This window comes from Pantoea sp., from assembly GCF_032114055.1.
Taxonomy (GTDB): Bacteria; Pseudomonadota; Gammaproteobacteria; order Enterobacterales; family Enterobacteriaceae; genus Pantoea.
In genome coordinates, this window is sequence record NZ_DAMCTB010000004.1 from 109,002 (window position 1) to 127,539 (window position 18,538).

The 18,538-nt window shown below is 57.8% G+C and carries 17 protein-coding genes; 14 read left to right on the forward strand and 3 right to left on the reverse strand.

All coding sequences use genetic code 11. From position 1 onward, the window contains the following. Window positions 1–71: 71 nt before the first annotated feature. The 9 genes from folC (at window position 72) to hisP (ending at window position 8,477) form a co-directional block, all read left to right on the forward strand. Window positions 72–1,340 carry a bifunctional tetrahydrofolate synthase/dihydrofolate synthase gene (gene folC, locus RT657_RS08840; RefSeq protein ID WP_313653868.1) on the forward strand — a complete coding sequence of 423 codons (1,269 nt, stop codon included), beginning with the start codon at window positions 72–74 and terminating at the stop codon, window positions 1,338–1,340. Then, window positions 1,330–2,109 (forward strand): cell division protein DedD, encoded by a 780-nt coding sequence (gene dedD / locus RT657_RS08845; RefSeq protein ID WP_313653870.1) that lies wholly within the window; start codon window positions 1,330–1,332, stop codon window positions 2,107–2,109. Before folC ends, dedD begins: the two co-directional genes overlap by 11 nt. A gap of 264 nt (window positions 2,110–2,373) precedes the next feature. After that, window positions 2,374–2,859 (forward strand): colicin V production protein, encoded by a 486-nt coding sequence (cvpA, locus tag RT657_RS08850; protein ID WP_111140455.1) that lies wholly within the window; start codon window positions 2,374–2,376, stop codon window positions 2,857–2,859. A 37-nt stretch (window positions 2,860–2,896) separates the two neighbouring features. Then, complete coding sequence (purF, locus tag RT657_RS08855) at window positions 2,897–4,414, forward strand: amidophosphoribosyltransferase (protein ID WP_313653872.1); 1,518 nt, start codon at window positions 2,897–2,899, stop codon at window positions 4,412–4,414. Between the two features lie 112 nt (window positions 4,415–4,526). Continuing rightward, window positions 4,527–5,096 (forward strand): UbiX family flavin prenyltransferase, encoded by a 570-nt coding sequence (locus RT657_RS08860; protein ID WP_313653873.1) that lies wholly within the window; start codon window positions 4,527–4,529, stop codon window positions 5,094–5,096. A gap of 259 nt (window positions 5,097–5,355) precedes the next feature. Continuing rightward, entirely contained in the window at window positions 5,356–6,138 is a 783-nt protein-coding gene (gene argT, locus RT657_RS08865) for a lysine/arginine/ornithine ABC transporter substrate-binding protein ArgT (RefSeq protein ID WP_111140458.1), read from the forward strand. A 158-nt stretch (window positions 6,139–6,296) separates the two neighbouring features. After that, entirely contained in the window at window positions 6,297–6,986 is a 690-nt protein-coding gene (locus RT657_RS08870; RefSeq protein ID WP_313653874.1) for a histidine ABC transporter permease HisQ, read from the forward strand. Beyond that, the gene (locus tag RT657_RS08875; protein WP_313653876.1) at window positions 6,979–7,695 is read left to right on the forward strand and encodes an ABC transporter permease; all 717 of its coding nucleotides are present in this window, start codon (window positions 6,979–6,981) and stop codon (window positions 7,693–7,695) included. Before RT657_RS08870 ends, RT657_RS08875 begins: the two co-directional genes overlap by 8 nt. Before the next feature lie 8 nt (window positions 7,696–7,703). Beyond that, a complete protein-coding gene (gene hisP / locus RT657_RS08880; RefSeq protein ID WP_313653878.1) occupies window positions 7,704–8,477 on the forward strand; it encodes a histidine ABC transporter ATP-binding protein HisP in 774 nt (257 codons plus the stop codon). A gap of 132 nt (window positions 8,478–8,609) precedes the next feature. On the opposite strand, the gene RT657_RS08885 is transcribed toward hisP, so the two are convergent. Beyond that, entirely contained in the window at window positions 8,610–9,557 is a 948-nt protein-coding gene (locus RT657_RS08885) for a sugar-binding transcriptional regulator (protein ID WP_313653880.1), read from the reverse strand. A gap of 195 nt (window positions 9,558–9,752) precedes the next feature. On the opposite strand from RT657_RS08885, the gene dalD reads away from it, so the two are divergent. From dalD to RT657_RS08900, 3 genes are read left to right on the forward strand one after another with little or no spacing between them, the layout of a single operon-like run. After that, window positions 9,753–11,141 (forward strand): D-arabinitol 4-dehydrogenase, encoded by a 1,389-nt coding sequence (gene dalD / locus RT657_RS08890; protein ID WP_313653881.1) that lies wholly within the window; start codon window positions 9,753–9,755, stop codon window positions 11,139–11,141. A 2-nt stretch (window positions 11,142–11,143) separates the two neighbouring features. Continuing rightward, on the forward strand, window positions 11,144–12,613 hold the full coding sequence (xylB, locus tag RT657_RS08895) for a xylulokinase (RefSeq protein ID WP_313653882.1): 1,470 nt from the start codon (window positions 11,144–11,146) through the stop codon (window positions 12,611–12,613). Between the two features lie 27 nt (window positions 12,614–12,640). Further along, entirely contained in the window at window positions 12,641–13,921 is a 1,281-nt protein-coding gene (locus tag RT657_RS08900) for an MFS transporter (protein ID WP_313653883.1), read from the forward strand. 31 nt (window positions 13,922–13,952) lie between these two features. On the opposite strand, the gene RT657_RS08905 is transcribed toward RT657_RS08900, so the two are convergent. Continuing rightward, a complete protein-coding gene (locus RT657_RS08905) occupies window positions 13,953–14,849 on the reverse strand; it encodes a TIGR01777 family oxidoreductase (protein ID WP_313653884.1) in 897 nt (298 codons plus the stop codon). Window positions 14,850–15,031: 182 nt separating this feature from the next. Here RT657_RS08905 and yfcF point away from each other — a divergent pair, with 182 nt between their 5' ends. Further along, window positions 15,032–15,673 (forward strand): glutathione transferase, encoded by a 642-nt coding sequence (gene yfcF / locus RT657_RS08910; protein WP_313653886.1) that lies wholly within the window; start codon window positions 15,032–15,034, stop codon window positions 15,671–15,673. Between the two features lie 108 nt (window positions 15,674–15,781). Next, window positions 15,782–16,306, forward strand: coding sequence for an NUDIX hydrolase YfcD (gene yfcD, locus RT657_RS08915; protein ID WP_313653887.1), 525 nt, complete (start codon window positions 15,782–15,784; stop codon window positions 16,304–16,306). Window positions 16,307–16,402: 96 nt separating this feature from the next. Here the strand turns inward: yfcD and pta are convergent, their stop codons facing one another. Beyond that, window positions 16,403–18,532 (reverse strand): phosphate acetyltransferase, encoded by a 2,130-nt coding sequence (gene pta / locus RT657_RS08920; RefSeq protein ID WP_313654159.1) that lies wholly within the window; start codon window positions 18,530–18,532, stop codon window positions 16,403–16,405. Window positions 18,533–18,538: the final 6 nt, after the last annotated feature.

Genomic DNA, 18,538 nt, shown 5'->3' on the forward strand with positions numbered 1-18,538 from the left:
TCGTGCCTCTTACCAATGCACCGTATACCGCAGCATCAGTCTGGCGGGTATCAATAAGCAAAACGGGACATATGGACAATCTTCACCTTCCTCAAGCCACGTCGCCTTTGGCCACGTGGCTTTATTATCTTGAGCACCTGCATACTCAGGCCATCGAACTGGGTCTGGACCGTATTCGTCAGGTAGCACTTCGTCTCGACCTGCTCAAACCCGCTCCCTTTGTCTTTACCGTGGCCGGAACCAATGGCAAAGGCACCACCTGTCGCACGCTGGAAACGCTGCTGCTTGCCGCAGGCTATCGCGTGGGCGTCTACAGTTCGCCACATCTGGTGCGCTACACCGAGCGCGTCCGGGTACAGGGTAAAGAGCTGAGTGAGGCGCAGCACTGCGCCAGCTTCGCGGAAATTGAGGCCGGACGGGCAGATATCTCACTGACCTACTTTGAATTTGGCACGCTCTCGGCGCTAAACCTGTTCCGCCAGGCGCAGCTCGATGTCGTGATCCTGGAAGTCGGTCTGGGCGGACGGCTGGATGCCACCAATATTGTGGATGCCGATGTTGCCGTTATCACCAGCATCGCGCTGGATCACACTGACTGGCTTGGCCCGGATCGCGAAAGCATCGGGCGAGAGAAAGCCGGTGTCTTTCGTGCCGGAAAGCCTGCTGTGGTCGGTGAAGCCGATATGCCGCAGAGCATTGCCCGCGTCGCGCAGGAAAAAGGCGCGCAGCTGTTACAGCGCAATGTGGAGTGGTCCTGGCATGCGCAGACGGAGAGCTGGTCGCTGCGCGATGCGCGCGGTGAGCTGAACGATCTGCCGCTGCCGCAGGTGCCGCTGCCGAATGCGGCGACTGCGCTGGTGGCGCTGCGGGTTTCCGGCCTTGCGGTCAGCGAGGCGCAGATCCGCGCCAGCCTGCCGCTGGCGATGCTGCCGGGGCGTTTTCAGACACTCAGCGAGTCACCGCGCGTGATTCTGGATGTCGCGCACAATCCGCACGCGGCGACGTATCTGGCGTCGCGGCTGGCGGCGCTGCCGAAACGCGGCAACGTGCACGCCGTCGTGGGTATGCTGCATGATAAAGATATTGCCGGTACGCTGGCGGCGCTAGCGCCGGTAGTCGATGCCTGGTACTGCGCGCCGCTGGCGGGGCCGCGCGGGGCCACGGCTGAGCAGCTGCTGGCCGTGCTGCCGCAGGGCGAGGCGTTCGATTCGGTTGAGCTTGCCTGGCAGCAGGCGCGCCAGCGTGCTGCGCCGCAGGATATTGTGCTGGTCTGTGGTTCATTCCACACCGTGGCACAGGTCATGGAATCGATTGAAACGGAGAAAGGACGTGGCAAGTAAGTTTCAGAACCGTTTAGTCGGTACCGTTATTCTGGTTGCCGTGGGCGTGATTGTGCTGCCCGGGCTGCTGGATGGGCAGAAGAAGCATTACAAAGAGGAGTTCGCCGCCATTCCGCTGGTGCCGAAACCTGACGATCAGCAGGACAGCGAGATGGTGCCGCCGGTCACGCAGTCGCTGCCGGCTCAGCCGCCGGAAGGCGCGGGCAGTGCGGTCAGCGGCAACAACAGCGGCAGGGACAGTGCTACGGCAGAGCAGGGGCGGACGCAGCCCGAGGAAGAGAGCGAGCCAGCCGTTGTGTCGCCGCCGCCGGTGCATCAGTCTGTGCCTGCACAGACGGTGACGAAGCCGAAAGTGGAAGAGACACGTAAGCCGAAGGTTAACGAGCAGACGAAGCCAAAAGCGGTTGAACAGCAGAAACCAAAAACGGTGGAGCAGCCTAAACCGAAGACGGCAGAGCAGCCAAAAGTGGTGGAGCAGCCGAAGCAGGAAGAGTCGCCGAAAGCCGCAGAGAGCACGGCCCCGGCCGGGCAGGCTTATGTTGTACAGCTGGGTGCGCTGAAAAACGCCAGCAAAGTGAATGAGATCGTCGCGCAGCTGCGTCTGTCGGGCTACCGCGCCTTTACCGTGCCTTCGACGCCGGTTCAGGGGCAGATCACCCGCATTTATGTGGGACCGGATGCCTCGAAAGCCAAAATGCAGAGTGCGGTGGGCGAGCTGAAAAACATCTCCGGGCTGGGTGGCGTCGTGAAGCCGTACAGCGCACGCTAACGCGTTCATTGGCGCTGCCGATAGCAGTAACAGGCAGCGTCTTTGGGCCGCAAGAACCGCCGGGTAAGCGAGTCTGCGGCAGGAAAATTTGAAGATTTTCAACGGATTGTCTGGCTGAAAATCATCCGGGCGATGGTCTTTTTTTTCATCGCCTTTTTTATGGATGCAGAAAGGGAAAACCGCTACGCAAACGTTTTCTTTTTCTGTTAGAATGCGCCCCGAACTGGATGCAGGGGTGCAATTGCACTGGCGCTGGAAAAGTTCATGATCTGGATTGATTACGTCATTATTGCGGTAGTTGGTTTTTCGGCTCTGGTCAGCCTGGTTCGCGGGTTTGTCCGGGAAGCCTTATCTCTCGTTACCTGGGGATGTGCGTTTTTTGTCGCCAGTCATTACTACGCCTACCTTGCAGTCTGGTTTACAGGTTTTGACGACGAACTGGTTCGTAACGGTATCGCCATCGGTGTGCTGTTTGTAGCTACCCTGATTGTGGGGGCTATCGTGAACTACGTTATCGGCTCGCTGGTGGAGAAAACCGGCCTGTCGGGAACCGACCGGGTGTTGGGCGTCTGTTTCGGGGCGTTGCGGGGTGTGCTGATTGTAGCCGCTTTGCTGTTCTTCCTTGATACATTCACTGGCTTTTCCAGAAGTCCGGACTGGCAGCAGTCCCAACTCATTCCCGAGTTCAGTTATATCATCAGGTGGTTTTTTGATTACCTGAAAAGCACGTCGAGTTTTTTACCCCGGTGATGTGACCGGGAGTGCGGCTTAATGAGGAAATGACAACATGTGCGGTATTGTCGGTATCACCGGTTTCATGCCGGTCAACCAGTCGATCTATGACGCGTTAACGGTGCTCCAGCACCGCGGGCAGGATGCCGCAGGCATTTGTACTATCGATGCGCTGAAATGTTTCCGCCTGCGAAAGGCAAATGGCCTTGTCAGCGACGTTTTCGAAGCACGCCACATGCAGCGTCTGCAGGGCAACATGGGGATTGGTCACGCGCGTTATCCTACAGCGGGAAGCTCCAGTGCCTCTGAAGCGCAACCTTTCTATGTAAATTCGCCCTATGGGATTACCCTGGCGCACAACGGTAATCTGACCAACGCCCACGTGCTGCGTAAGCACCTATTTGAAAAGGGCCGCCGTCACGTTAACACCACGTCAGATTCTGAAATCCTGCTGAATATCTTTGCGCAGGAGCTGGATCGTTTCCAGAATGACCCGCTGGAAGCCGACAACATTTTTGCGGCGGTCGCAGCCCTGCATCAGCAGGTGCGGGGTGCCTATGCCGTCGTCGCAATGATTATCGGTCACGGTATGGTCGCCTTCCGCGATCCGAACGGCATCCGTCCGCTGGTGCTGGGTAAGCGCGTGATCGCCGATGGCCGCACCGAATATATGGTTGCTTCCGAGAGTGTGGCACTGGATACGCTGGGCTTTGAGTTCATCCGTGACGTGGCGCCGGGCGAAGCGGTCTATATTACCGAGCAGGGCCAGCTCTCAACCCGCCAGTGTGCGGAAAACCCGAAAAGTAACCCGTGCCTGTTCGAATATGTCTATTTTGCCCGCCCGGACTCCTTCCTGGACAAAATTTCGGTCTACAGTGCCCGTGTCCGTATGGGCACCAAGCTGGGCGAGAAGATTGCCCGCGAATGGGAAGATCTTGATATCGATGTGGTGATCCCGATTCCGGAGACCTCAACCGATATTGCGCTGGAGATTGCACGCATTCTCGATAAACCCTATCGTCAGGGCTTTGTGAAGAACCGCTACGTCGGCCGGACGTTTATCATGCCAGGCCAGCAGTTGCGTCGCAGTGCGGTACGCCGCAAGCTCAACGCTAACCGCGCCGAGTTCCGCGATAAAAACGTGCTGCTGGTGGATGACTCAATCGTCCGCGGCACCACCTCTGAGCAGATTATTGAGATGGCGCGTGAAGCGGGCGCGAAACAGGTCTATCTGGCCTCTGCGGCCCCGGAGATCCGTTTCCCGAACGTCTACGGTATTGATATGCCAAGCGCCACCGAACTGATTGCACACGGTCGCGAAGTGGAAGAGATTCGCCAGCTGATCAAAGCCGATGCGCTGATTTTCCAGGACCTGGACGATCTGATCGAGGCGGTGCGCGAAGAGAACCCGGAGATTGCACAGTTTGAGTGCTCCGTGTTTAACGGCGTTTACGTGACCAAAGATGTCGATCAGCAGTATCTGGAGTATCTCGAATCCTTGCGCAATGATGATGCTAAAGCCCTTCAGCGTCAGAACGAAGTTGAGAACCTTGAGCTGCACAACGAAGGCTGATGCAGCACTGAGCCAGGTAGTGTAAAGCAGGGCGGGAGCAATCCCGCCCTGTTTGTTTTCAGAATCCCGCTGGCCGCGTATGATGGCGCACTGGCAGATATAAGGTTGGACTATGAAACGACTCATCATTGGCATCTCTGGCGCAAGCGGGGTGATCTACGGCGTGCGCCTGCTGCAGGTGCTGCAGCAGGTGGAAGGGGTGGAAACGCATCTGGTCATGAGCAACGCAGCGCGTCAGACCCTGGGGCTGGAGAGCGACTATTCGCTGCGCGAGGTGCAGGCGCTGGCCGATGTCGTGCATGACGTGCGCGATATTGCCGCAAACATCTCGTCCGGCTCGTTTAAAACCCTGGGCATGGCGATCCTGCCCTGCTCGATGAAAACGCTGTCGGGCATCGTGCACAGTTACAGCGATTCGCTGCTGACCCGGGCCGCGGATGTGGTGCTGAAAGAGCAGCGCAAACTGGTGCTGTGCGTGCGGGAAACCCCGCTGCATGTGGGACATCTGCGGATGATGACCACGGCCGCAGAGCTGGGGGCGATTATCATGCCGCCCGTACCGGCATTTTATCATCGCCCCGAAACTATCGACCAGCTGATCGATCAGACGGTGAACCGGGTCATTGACCAGTTTGATATTGAATTGCCGGAAGATCTTTTCATGCGCTGGCAGGGTGCATAAAGTTCCGCTGGCGCACTTATTTAGTGCATAAGCGCGCCAGGGATCACTCTTCGTGCATTTGATGCACCAAAAGTTAACAACGTCGCTTTTTCTCTTTTACTTCGCTGTTATATTCCCCTCACAAACACAGCATTTTCACCGGTCTGACGTCACGCTAACCGCGTGGATTACTTGCAGAACTGGCATGAAACATGCAGATTGATCTGCGCAAACACATCACGAACCACATAACAAAAAGCACTTTACTTGAGGGTAATCTATGAAAAAGCGTGTTCTGGCTCTTTCCCTGATGCTGGGCTTATCCAGTGCTGCCAGCGTTTTTGCGGCGGTGCCGGGTTCGATCCGTATTGGTACAGATCCAACTTACCCACCGTTTGAGTCGAAAAACGCGCAAGGCAAGTTAGTGGGCTTCGACATCGATCTTGCTAACGAAATCTGTAAACGCATTCATACTCAGTGTACCTATGTTGAAAGCGACTTTGATGCGCTGATCCCGTCGCTAAAAGCGAAGAAAATCGACGCCATCATCTCCTCACTTTCAATCACCGCTAAACGTCAGGAAGAGATCGCCTTCTCGGAAAAACTCTACGCCGCCAATGCGCGTTTAGTGGCACCGAAAGGATCTAAGATTGAACCCACCATTGAGTCGCTGAAAGGGAAAAATATCGGTCTGCTGCAGGGCACTACCCAGGAAACCTATGCCAACGAGAACTGGCGGCCAAAAGGCGTGACCATTACGCCTTATGCGAACCAGGATCTGGTCTATCAGGATCTGAATGCCGGGCGTATCGATGCGGCTTTCCAGGATGAAGTGCAGGCGAGTGAAGGTTTCCTGAAGCAGCCGGTCGGTAAGAACTACGCGTTTGCCGGTCCTGCCGTAAAAGATGACAAGATTTTTGGCGTCGGCACCGGCATGGGACTGCGCAAAGATGACAGCGAGCTGAAAGCGGCTATCGATAAAGCGTTTACCGAGATGCGCAAAGATGGCACCTACGACAAGATTGCGAAGAAATACTTCGACTTTAATGTGTACGGCGACTAACTATCCTGTCGCTTTATCCTCTGTGCCCTATGCTGTTCTGCCCGCCTGAGCCGGTTCGCTCGGGGCAAACGGTCTCTGCAAAGATGAGATAGAGCTAAACTGCCCGTCAAACGCTGGCGGGCAGCGTTTCGTTTTCACCTCACGACAGGACCCTCTCGATGCTGTATGGCTATTCTGATGTTATTCTTCGGGGCACCCTGGTAACGCTGGAGCTGGCGCTTACCTCCGTGCTGCTGGCGGTGCTGCTGGGCCTGATTGGCGCAGGCGCGAAACTGTCACGCAACCGCCCACTGGCGTTCATTTTTGAAGGTTACACCACGCTGATTCGCGGTGTGCCTGATCTCGTGCTGATGCTGCTGATCTTCTACGGCCTGCAGATTGTCCTCAATCAGGTGACCGATGCGCTGGGCATAGCCCAGTTTGATATCGACCCGATGGTCGCCGGTATCATCACGCTCGGCTTTATCTATGGTGCTTACTTTACCGAAACCTTTCGTGGCGCGTTTATGGCGGTGCCGAAAGGGCAGATTGAAGCGGCGACCGCGTTCGGTTTTACCGGTGCGCAGGTATTCCGCCGCATTCTGTTCCCCGCCATGATGCGCTATGCCCTGCCGGGGATCGGCAACAACTGGCAGGTCATTCTGAAAGCCACCGCACTGGTTTCGCTGCTGGGACTGGAGGATGTGGTGAAGGCGACCCAGCTGGCGGGCAAAAGCACCTGGCAGCCGTTTTACTTCGCGATTGTCGCCGGTGTGATCTATCTGGTGTTTACCACGCTGTCTAACGGCGTGCTGTGGTGGCTGAACCGTCGCTATACCGTCGGCGTGAAGAGGGCGAGTTATGATTGATATTATTCAGGAATACTGGAAAGCGCTGCTCTGGACCGACGGCTACCGTTTTACCGGCGTCGCCATCACGCTCTGGCTGCTGATCCTGTCGGTTACCCTTGGTGGATGTCTGGCGATTGTGCTGGCGATAGCGCGGGTTTCCCCTAACCGCTTTATCAGTTTTCCGGTCTGGCTTTTCACCTACGTGTTTCGCGGTACGCCACTTTATGTCCAGCTGCTGGTGTTCTATTCAGGCATGTATACGCTGGAAATTGTCAAAGGTACGGAGCTGCTGAACGCTTTTTTCCGCAGCGGACTGAACTGTACGCTGCTCGCGTTTACGCTGAACACCTGCGCCTATACCACAGAAATCTTCGCGGGGGCGATTCGCTCGGTGCCCCACGGCGAGATTGAAGCAGCGCGGGCCTATGGCTTCTCCACCTTTAAGCTTTATCGCTGCATTATCCTGCCTTCGGCGCTGCGGACGGCGCTGCCGGTTTACAGCAATGAAGTGATTCTGATGCTGCACTCCACGGCGCTGGCTTTTACTGCCACAGTGCCGGATCTGCTGAAAATCGCGCGGGATATTAACTCCGCGACCTACCAGCCGTTTACCGCCTTTGGTCTGGCGGCTGTGCTTTATCTGATTATCTCTTACGTGTTGATCAGCCTGTTCCGCCTGGCGGAACGCCGCTGGCTGGCCCACGTGAAACCCTCTTCATCGCATTGAGTAGAACTATGGCTGACAATAAATTAAGCGTCACCGAATTGCATAAGCGTTACGGTGAACATGAAGTGCTGAAAGGGGTCTCGTTGACGGCTCAGGCGGGCGATGTGATCAGTATCATTGGCTCGTCCGGTTCAGGGAAAAGTACCTTTTTACGCTGTATCAATTTCCTCGAAAAACCGAGTGAAGGCACCATTGTGGTCAATAACCAGCAGATTACGCTGGTGCGCGACAAAGATGGCCAGCTCAAAGTGGCTGATAAGGAGCAACTGCGGGCGTTACGCACCAGCCTGACGATGGTGTTCCAGCACTTTAATCTCTGGAGCCACATGACGGTGCTGGAGAACGTGATGGAAGCGCCGATTCAGGTGCTGGGATTGAGCAAAACAGACGCGCGTGAACGCGCCATCCGGTATCTCGATAAAGTCGGCATTGATGCGCGCGCTCAGGCGAAGTATCCGGTACATCTTTCAGGTGGCCAGCAGCAGCGCGTGTCGATTGCGCGCGCACTGGCGATAGAGCCCGAAGTGCTGCTGTTTGACGAACCAACGTCAGCACTGGATCCGGAACTGGTGGGCGAGGTGCTGCGCATCATGCAGAAGCTGGCGGAAGAGGGCAAAACCATGGTGGTGGTCACCCATGAGATGGAGTTTGCGCGCCATGTCTCCAGCCATGTGATTTTCCTGCATCAGGGCAAAATCGAAGAGCAGGGGCCGCCCGCGGAGCTTTTCGGCAACCCGAAAAGCCCGCGTTTACAGCAGTTCCTCAAAGGGTCGCTGAAGTAACCTGGCGGAGCGTGACGGTGGGGGCTGCAGGGCGCCGGCGCAAAGTGCCCTGACAGACCAAGCATGGGCCGGGTCCGGGCATGTGCGGGATTAACGCGTTCGGCCTGCCCTGGCTGCCTCCTGGCTGAGCGATCACGTCTGCAAAAGCTTCAGCGCCGTATCCTCATCTGTCACCAGCCCCGATATCCAGCCGCCCTGTAAGGCGGCCCGGATGGCCGGATACTTGCGCTCGCTCCCCGCGAAGCCAATGATTTTGCGCTGCGTCTGACTTTCCAGCTGCACGCTGGTCAGCAGCGCATCCGTTTCTCCCCACACCCGTTCACCCTGCTGATTGAAGAAGTGCCCGAGCATTTCGCCCACCACGCCGCGCCCGTTCAGCGCCGCGACCTGCGCATCGGTAATAAATCCTTCGGCGTTTAACGGGCAGCCGGGCATCACTTCTCCGATCCCTGCAAAGGCCACATCCGCCTGTAAGGCGCGATCGATGACGCGCTGATAGACCTTATGCTGCACCCACATCGCTTTGTCCTGTGGCGTATCGGCGTAGAGCGGCGCAGGGATAAAGAAATACTTGCCCTGCATCTTTTCGGCCATCTTCAGCGGCACGTCATAGCGTGTGCCGGAATCATCCCGTGCGATGGCACCAATCATGGAAACGCAATGATGCTGCGGGCGTTCAACCCAGGGCAGCGCATCAATAATGGCGCGCAGCGTTTTGCCGGAGCCAATGCCAAACACCTGCGGTGTTTCCTCATTGATGAATTGTGTCATCACTGACGCACCTTCGACAGCCAGCATCTGTTGAATAGCCTCATCATTCAGACTGGCTGATGGCACCACACGGCACAAATCCAGACCAAACTTCGCCTGAACCTCACGCGCCAGCTGCAGGCAGTGTGTGATGGGATGATCGATTTTTACGTGCACCATGCCCATTTCGCGGGCACTGGATACCAGACGCTGCGCGACCTGCCGAGACAGTCCCAGTGCCTGTGCGATCTCCTGCTGCGTCACGCCCGCGACGTAATACATCCATGCGGCACGTGCGGCCAGCTCCTGCTTTTTTTCTTCTTTGCTCATCAGGCTGTTCCGTCGGATTGGGCAGAACATCTTAACGCCGCACGAGAGGAAAAGCATCAATTGAGCAAAAGCCCGCAAGAAGAGCAAATGTATTATTTGTGACCCGGCTCGCAGAAGCATCGCCGTAAAGCGCACTATGCTTAACGCCATCGGGCAAATGCCCTTCGTTGTGGCAAATGTTTAAATGAGGCGATTATGAATAACCAATCAGTGTGGATGCACATCGGTGCGGGATCTTTTCATCGGGCACATCAGGCGTGGTATCTGCACAAGCTGCGTGAGCAGGGCGACGAAAGCTGGGGCATTGCACTCGGCAATATCCGCAATGATGCGGTGCCACTGCTTGAACAGCTCGCGGCGCAGCAGGGCGAATATGTGCTGGAAACCGTGACGCCTGAAGGCAAGCGCGACTACGAAACCATCACCTCATTGCGTAAAATTCTGCCCTGGGACAGTGAACTCCGTGCGCTGAGTGAGCAGGGCGCGCGTGAGGAAACGCGTGTCATCAGCTTTACCGTCACCGAAGCGGGTTACTACCTGACCCCCGCATTTACCCTGGATCTTGATCATGCGGATGTGCAGGCCGATCTGGGTGGCGATATCCGCACGCTCTACGGCGCACTCAGCCGGATTCTGACACAGCGCGTTGCGCAGGGCGGTGCGCCGGTGACGCTGCTGAACTGCGACAATCTGCGCCACAACGGCGCGCGTTTCCGCGAGGCTTTCCTGGCGTTTCTGATGGCCAAAGGCGACAACGGACTGGCCGACTGGGTGCGCTCCCAAACCCGCTCACCGAATACCATGGTCGATCGCATTACTCCGCGTCCGACGCCGGAGGTGGCCGAACGCGTGCAGGCGGCGACCGGCAAACAGGATGGCGCCGCCGTGATGGCCGAATCCTTTATTCAGTGGGTCATTGAGGATGACTTTATTGCCGGGCGCCCGTCGCTGGAAAAGGTGGGCGCTGAACTGGTGGCATCGGTCCTGCCGTGGGAAGAGGCGAAAATTCGCATTCTCAACGCAACCCATGCCGCGATCGCCTGGGCCGGTACGCTGATTGGGCTGAACTATATCGATGAGAGCACACGCCATCCGGCGATTTATCGACTGGCACACGACTATGTTACGCAGGATGTCATTCCCTCCCTGTCGCCCAGCCCGCTGGATCTGGCGGACTATCGCGACGTCGTGCTGGCCCGCTTTAGCAACCCTTACATCAAAGACACTAACCAGCGCGTGGGTGCCGATGGTATGTCTAAAATCCCCGGCATGGTGACGCCAACCCTGCAGGCGTGCTATCAGCGCGGTACGCAGCCTGTCGCAACGGCGGTGATTCCGGCGCTGTTCTTCCTGTTTATGCAGCGTTGGGCTCATGACGATCTGCCATATTCCTATCAGGACGGTGCGCTACAGGCCGATGCGCTGCGTAAGCAGTTTGCCAGCGCCGGTCCACTTCATGCTTTCCTGAGTGATAACGCCCTGTTTGCGGAACTGGCCTCTGATAAGGCGTTTCACGCGTTGGTGACTCGCCGTGTCGCGGAATTACAGCAGTGGCTGAAACAGCCAGAACTGGCGGCGGTGTAACTATGTATCTCGGCATTGATATCGGCACCTCAGAACTTAAAGCGCTGATGATTGATACGCAGGGCGAGATTGTGGCGTCACAGCACGCCACGCTTACTGTGCAGCGCCCGCATCCCCACTGGGCAGAACAGGATCCCGAACGCTGGTGGCAGGCCTGCATCGAAGTGCTGGCGGCATTGCGTCGTCAATCGCCGGAAGAATGGGCCGCGATCCGTGCCATCGGCTTATCCGGCCAGATGCACGGAGCCGTGCTGCTGGATGCAGACGGTAAAGTACTGCGTCCATGCATCCTGTGGAACGACACGCGCAGCGCGCCGCAGTGTGAAAGACTGAAAAATAGCCATCCCCGGATCACCGAAATCAGCGGCAACATGATCATGCCCGGCTTTACGTTGCCAAAACTGCACTGGGTTGCGGAACATGAGCCGGAAATTTTCAGCCGGATTGACAAGATCCTGCTGCCAAAAGATTACCTGCGCTGGCGGCTTACCGGGCACTTTGTCAGTGAGCCTTCGGATGCGGCCGGCACGCTGTGGCTGGATGTCTCCCGGCGTGACTGGTCGGATGAACTGCTGGCCATTACCAGACTGACGCGCGCGCAGATGCCTGAACTGGTGGAAGGCAGCGCGATAAGTGGCCGTCTGCAACCGGCGCTGGCAAGCGAGTGGGGCCTGTCTGCCTCTGTCACAGTCGCGGGGGGTGGCGGGGACAATGCTGCATCGGCCGTCGGTGTAGGGGCGGTGAGTCCGGGTGATGCGTTTATCTCCCTGGGCACATCCGGCGTGATTTTCGTCGTAAACGACCGCCTCCAGGCCGATCCCCGCTCTGGTGTGCATGCTTTCTGCCATGCACTACCGGGTCGCTGGCATCAGATGAGCGTGATGCTCAGCGCCGCGAGTTGCCTGCGCTGGCTATGCAATCTGCTGTCGGTGAGTGAAAGCCAGCTGATGGAGGAGATGGCGCAGCTCAGTGACGAGCAACTGCGCAGCGCCCCGGTTTTCCTGCCTTATCTGTCGGGTGAGCGCACGCCGCATAACGATCCTGACGCTACCGGTGCTTTCTTTAATCTGCGTCATGAAACGCCGCGCGCCCTGCTGGGCTATGCAGTAACAGAAGGCGTGGCATTCGGGCTGGCTGATGGTCTGGAGGTGCTCGGCGAGACCACTCATGGCATTCAGCAATGCAGCCTGACCGGTGGCGGGGCACGCAGTGCACTGTGGGCTCAGCTGCTGGCCGATGTGCTGCAATTGCCGATTGTGACCCACCCGGCCAGCGCATCGGGCGCGCTGGGTGCGGCACGCTTAGCGTGGCTGGCTGATGGCGGCGCTGAGCATGAGGTGTGCCTGAAGCCGGCTGTACAGGCGCGCTACCAGCCGGACGCGACGCGGGGGGACTGGCTGCAACAGCGGCGGCGTCTGTTCCGGACACTTTACATCCAGCAACAGCAGGTGCGCAGTTTACTGCCTGCATAACGACTAACCAGACAGAAGGTCATTGTGATGCAATCGAACGAATACTGGTTTGGCTTACCGAAAAAGATGTTCTGGGGCTTCCTCGCTATCGCCATCTTTATGGCAGGTGATGGCTTTGAAATGGCGTTTCTGTCGCGTCATATCACCGATATGGGCTTTACGCCCGCGCAGTCAGCGGTCGTCTTCACCTTCTATGGCTTAGCGGCCGCCGTGGCGGCCTGGGCCTCGGGGGTGGTCGCCGAGTTGATCACGCCGCAGCGCGCGATGATGATTGGCTTTGTGCTCTGGATCGTGATGCACACGCTGTTTATGTCGCTGGGGTTGGGCCTGCGTAACTATCCGCTGATGGTGCTGTTCTACGGCATTCGCGGGCTGGCTTATCCGCTGTTTATCTACTCGTTTATGATGATGCTGGTGCAGGTTCTGCCACGCGAAAAACTGGCGGCGGCAACCGGCTGGTTCTGGGCGATGTATTCTGTCGGCATCGGCGTGGTGGGCAGCTACCTGCCCAGTCTCACCATCCCGATGCTGGGGGAAACCGGGACGCTCTGGCTGGCGATCGTCTGGGTCGCCTGTGGCGGGATCCTCGCCTGGTTCAGCCTGCGCAGGGTGCCCGTGGATCGTTCCCGTGTTAATCTGCCGATGCGTGACAAGATGACAGAGATGGGGCGTGCCGTGACTATCCTGTTCACCAATCAGCATGTGTTTTATGCCTGTCTGATTCGCATCATCAATACGCTATCGCTGTTTGGCTTTGCGATTATCATGCCGCTGCTGTTTGTGGACCGGCTGGGTTTCTCCATTTCTGAATGGCTACAGATCTGGGCGGTGTTCTTCTTTGTCACCATCTTTACGAATATCTTCTGGGGTCTTACGGGCGAGAAGCTGGGCTGGATCCGTCAGGTGCGCTGGTTTGGTTGCCTGGGGATGGCCATCTCCAGCCTGACCTTTTATTACCTGCCGCTGTATGCGGGACATAACTTCTGGGTCGCGTTAATCCCTGCGGTCATGCTGGGGATCTTTGTCGCTGCCTTTGTTCCGATGACCGCCGTGTTTCCGACACTGGAACCACATCACAAGGGTGCCGCGGTCTCGATTTATAACCTCTCCGCCGGGCTCAGCAACTTTGTGGCTCCGGCTATCGCCTCGGTCATCCTGCCGTTCTTCGACATTGTCGGTGTGGTGTGGGCCTATACGGCGCTCTATGTGTTCGCGGGCGTGCTGACCTTTATCATTCGTGTGCCACAACCGGGGCACACGCTTAACGAAAGGGCCATGAAGTCTCCGGTCGCGGAGCCGCGCAGCTGATCAAAACAGGGCGGCTCAGAGCCGCCCTGTTTTAGCCTGCGACATCCTGCAATGCCTCCTGCAGATCGTACCAGCGGAAGCCAAAGCCGGAGGCTTCCAGCCGCTTTGGCAGCACATGCTGTCCGCCCAGCACCAGAACCGATGACTCCCCCATCATCAGCTTAATGGCGCTGGCCGGGGTACGCATAAAGGCCGGACGATGCATTACCTGGCCCAGCGTGGCGGCAAACTGCTCATTACGCACGGCATAAGGCGCGACCATGTTGAACGGGCCGCGCAGATCGTCATGATCCAGCAGCCAGAGAATGGCGTTGATCATATCGTCCAAATGGATCCACGGCATATATTGCTTGCCGCTGCCGAGCGGGCCGCCGATCCCCATCTTAAAGGGCAGCTTCATCCTGCTGAGCGCGCCGCCTTCACGGGCCAGCACCACGCCGGTGCGCAGCAGACAGACGCGGGTGCGTTCACTCTCTGCCGCCAGCGCAAGCTGCTCCCAGCGGGCGCAGAGCTGATGGGTAAACTCGTCGTGTCCCTGATCCTCTTCCGTCAGCACCAGATCGCCGGTATTGCCATAATAACCGGTCGCCGATCCTGAGATCAGCACGGCGGGCGGCGTGCTGCTGGCGTTGATCAGGGAAACGATCTGCTCGGTGATCTGCCAGCGGCTCTCGCACAGCTGCTGCTTGTGCGGCTCCGTCCAGCGTTTGTCGGCGATCGGTTCGCCCGCCAGGTTAATCACCGCATCGATATTATCCAGGTTCGGCTGTTGTGCCAGACCGGACCAGAGCGCGACCTGCTCGCCGAGCTTTTCCCGCGCGCTGACCACATCCCGTGTCACCACGCTGATCTGATGCCCCAGCTGCTGCAGGCGCGGAATCAGGTGACGGCCAATCAGTCCCGTGCCACCGGTAATGAGAATGTGCATGTTGCGGCTCCCTTGATGTTTTTGTTATTTGCACCTTTCAGCATAGAAGAGTCGTGCCACTCTATCGTGCGTCGCGTCGCGCTTTCTTCTTCCGGCGGCAGAGATCGGATGAGCCCGGCGTTGCCTTCGCAAAAAAAAATCGGTAAACATGATGCAACCCTGACAGCCAATTGAGGTAACCGATGGATTATCCGCCCATCACCCTGTGGTCAGATTCATCATTTTTCAGTCCTTATGCCATGTCGGCCTATGTTGCCCTTTCCGAAAAAGGGATCCCCTTTCAGCTTAAACGCGTCGATTTGTCTCAGAATCAGCACTATGCCGAGGCGTACCGCGCGCTGTCGCTGACCTGCCGGGTGCCGACCCTGCAGATCGACACCTTCCTGTTAAGCGAATCCTCGGCGATTACCGAATATCTTGAAGAGCGCTTCCCGGCACCCGGGTTTGAGCGCCTCTATCCGCGCGATCGTGAGAAGCGCGCCCGCGCGCGGGAAATCCAGGCCTGGCTGCGCAGCGACTTCCTCTGGATCCGTCAGGAGCGTCCGACCGAGGTGCTGTTTGCCGGCGAACGCTTTGCGCCGCTGACGGCCTCCGCGCAGCAGGCGGTAGATAAACTGGTTATGGCGGTCGAACGCCTGCTGCCGGACGGGCAGCAGAACCTGTTTGGTGAGTGGTCAATTGCGGATACCGATCTGGCAGTGATGCTTAACCGGCTGGTTCTGCATGGCGATCCCTTGCCCGATCGTCTGCGGCATTATGCTGAGTTTCAGTGGCAGCGAGCCTCGGTACAGCTGTGGTTAGCAGAAAGTGGTAAAAATCGGTAACCGCCAGGGCTTGCTCAGGCTGGCGGAAGTGATTACCTTACGCCACATAAAAATAACGACGTGGCAAACTGCGTACCCAGGTGTACGCCAAACTGGAAAGGGTTACTGATGGTGGAACAAACGGCGGGTGACGGCATCGAGTGGGTCGATATCGTAAACGAAGAGAATGAAGTCGTTGCTCAGGCGACACGTGCGCAGATGCGTGCGCAGTGTCTGCGTCATCGCGCCACCTATATCGTGGTTCATGACGGTATGGGCAGGATTCTGGTGCAGCGCCGCACAGAGAGTAAAGATTTTATGCCGGGCAAGTTGGATGCGACCGCAGGCGGTGTGGTGCAGAGCGGTGAGGATATGCTGGAGTCTGCGCGCCGTGAAGCGGAAGAGGAGCTGGGGATCGCCGCGGTGCCGTTTGCCGAGCATGGCAAATTCTATTTTGAAGATCAGCACTGCCGCGTCTGGGGCGGTCTGTTCAGCTGCGTTTCGCACGGGCCTTTCGCCATGCAGGAGTCGGAAGTCGATGAGATTATCTGGATGACGCCCGATGAGATCACTGCCCGCTGTGACGAGTTCACCGACGACTCGCTGAAAGCGCTGTCACTCTGGATGAGCCGCAACGGCGAAAACCGTGCCTGAGTGAATGCTCCCGGTCGCGTGACCGGGCGGGTCGCAGAACTACCGGTAAAAAAAAGGCATGCCCAGGGGCATGCCTTTTTCATGAGTGCCGGAGGCTTAGCCTTCTGCCTGCTGAGACTGGATAGCCGTCAGGGCGATGGTGTAGACGATGTCGTCTACCAGCGCGCCGCGCGACAGGTCGTTGACCGGCTTACGCATACCCTGCAGCATCGGCCCGATGGAGATCAGGTCGGCTGAACGCTGTACCGCTTTATAGGTGGTGTTACCGGTGTTGAGATCCGGGAAGATAAACACCGTTGCGCGACCGGCAACCTGCGAGTCTGGCGCTTTTGATTTCGCCACATCTTCCATGATCGCGGCGTCATACTGCAGCGGACCATCAATAACCAGATCCGGACGTTTCTCCTGGGCGATACGGGTCGCTTCGCGGACTTTCTCCACATCGCTGCCTGCACCTGACGTGCCGGTAGAGTAGGAGATCATTGCAACGCGCGGGTCGATACCAAAGGCTTTGGCAGAATCGGCCGACTGAATAGCGATCTCAGCCAGCTGCTCAGCCGTCGGATCAGGGTTAATCGCGCAGTCGCCGTAGACCAGCACCTGCTCCGGCAGCAGCATAAAGAATACCGAGGAGACCAGTGAGCTGTTCGGGGCAGTTTTGATCAGCTGCAGGGGCGGACGAATGGTGTTGGCGGTGGTGTGTACCGCACCGGAAACCAGACCATCGACTTCGCCGCTCTCCAGCATCATGGTGCCCAGCACCACGTTATCTTCCAGCTGCTCCTGAGCGACCACTTCGGTCATGCCTTTGTTTTTACGCAGTTCAACCAGGCGCGGCACGTAGTTTTCGCGCACCACTTCCGGATCAACAATCTCAACACCTTTGCCCAGCTCCACGCCCTGCGCTGCGGCAACGCGCTGGATCTCATCCGGGTTGCCTAACAGGACGCAGGTCGCGATACCGCGCTCGGCACAGATAGCCGCCGCTTTTACCGTACGCGGCTCATCACCCTCTGGCAGCACCACGCGCTTACCGGCTTTACGCGCCAGCTCGGTCAGCTGATAGCGGAAGGCCGGTGGTGAGAGGCGACGGCTGCGCTCGGAGGTCGCGGTCAGAGACTCAATCCAGTCCGCGTTGATGTAACCGGCAACATACTCCTGCACTTTCTCAATGCGCTGCGTATCGTCAGCCGGGACTTCCAGGTTGAAGCTCTGCAGGCTCAGTGAGGTCTGCCAGGTATTGGTTTTCACCATAAATACCGGCAGGCCGGTCTGGAAGGCGCGGTCACAGAGACGGGCGATGCGGTCGTCGATCTCGTAGTTACCGGTCAGCAGGATGGCACCAATCTCGATGCCGTTCATCGCGGCCAGGCAGGCGGCGACCAGCACATCCGGGCGGTCGGCTGAGGTCACCAGCAGCGAGCCCGGACGGAAATGTTCCAGCATGTGCGGGATGCTGCGGGCACAGAAGGTGACCGATTTGACCCGGCGGGTCTGAATCTCACCTTCGTTAATGATGCGGGCATCCAGATGGCGACACATATCGATCGCACGGGTCGCGATCAGATCGAAACTCCACGGTACGCAGCCCAGCACCGGCAGCGGGCTGTCGGAGAAGAGCTGTTTAGGATCAATATTGGCGATGCTGGCTTTTGACGAGTCATCAAAAATCTCTGACAGATCAGGGCGGGTACGTCCCTGATCGTCCACCGGCGCGTTGAGTTTGTTAATAATCACACCGGTAATGTTTTTGTTCTTCTGGCCGCCGAAGCTGCTCTGGGTCAGCTCGATGCGCTCTTTGAGCTGTGCCGGCGAGTCATTGCCCAGCGCCATCACAAAGACGATTTCCGCGTTCAGTGTTTTGGCGATTTCATAGTTCAGCGCGTTAGCGAACTGGTGCTTACGGGTCGGCACCAGACCTTCAACCAGCACCACTTCAGCATTCTGACTGCTGGCATGATAACGGGAGATGATCTCTTCCATCAGCGCATCCTGCTGGTTCGACCCTAGCAGTGACTCGACGCGTGACATCTGCAGCGGTTCGGCGGCAGGGATAGAAGAGTTCTTACGGATGATGGTGGTGGTCTGATCGGGGTTGTCGCCCCCGGAGCGTGGCTGGGCAATCGGCTTGAACACGCTGAGGCGGACGCCTTTGCGCTCCATCGCACGGATCACACCGAGACTGACACTGGTCAGGCCGACGCTGGTGCCGGTCGGAATGAGCATAATTGT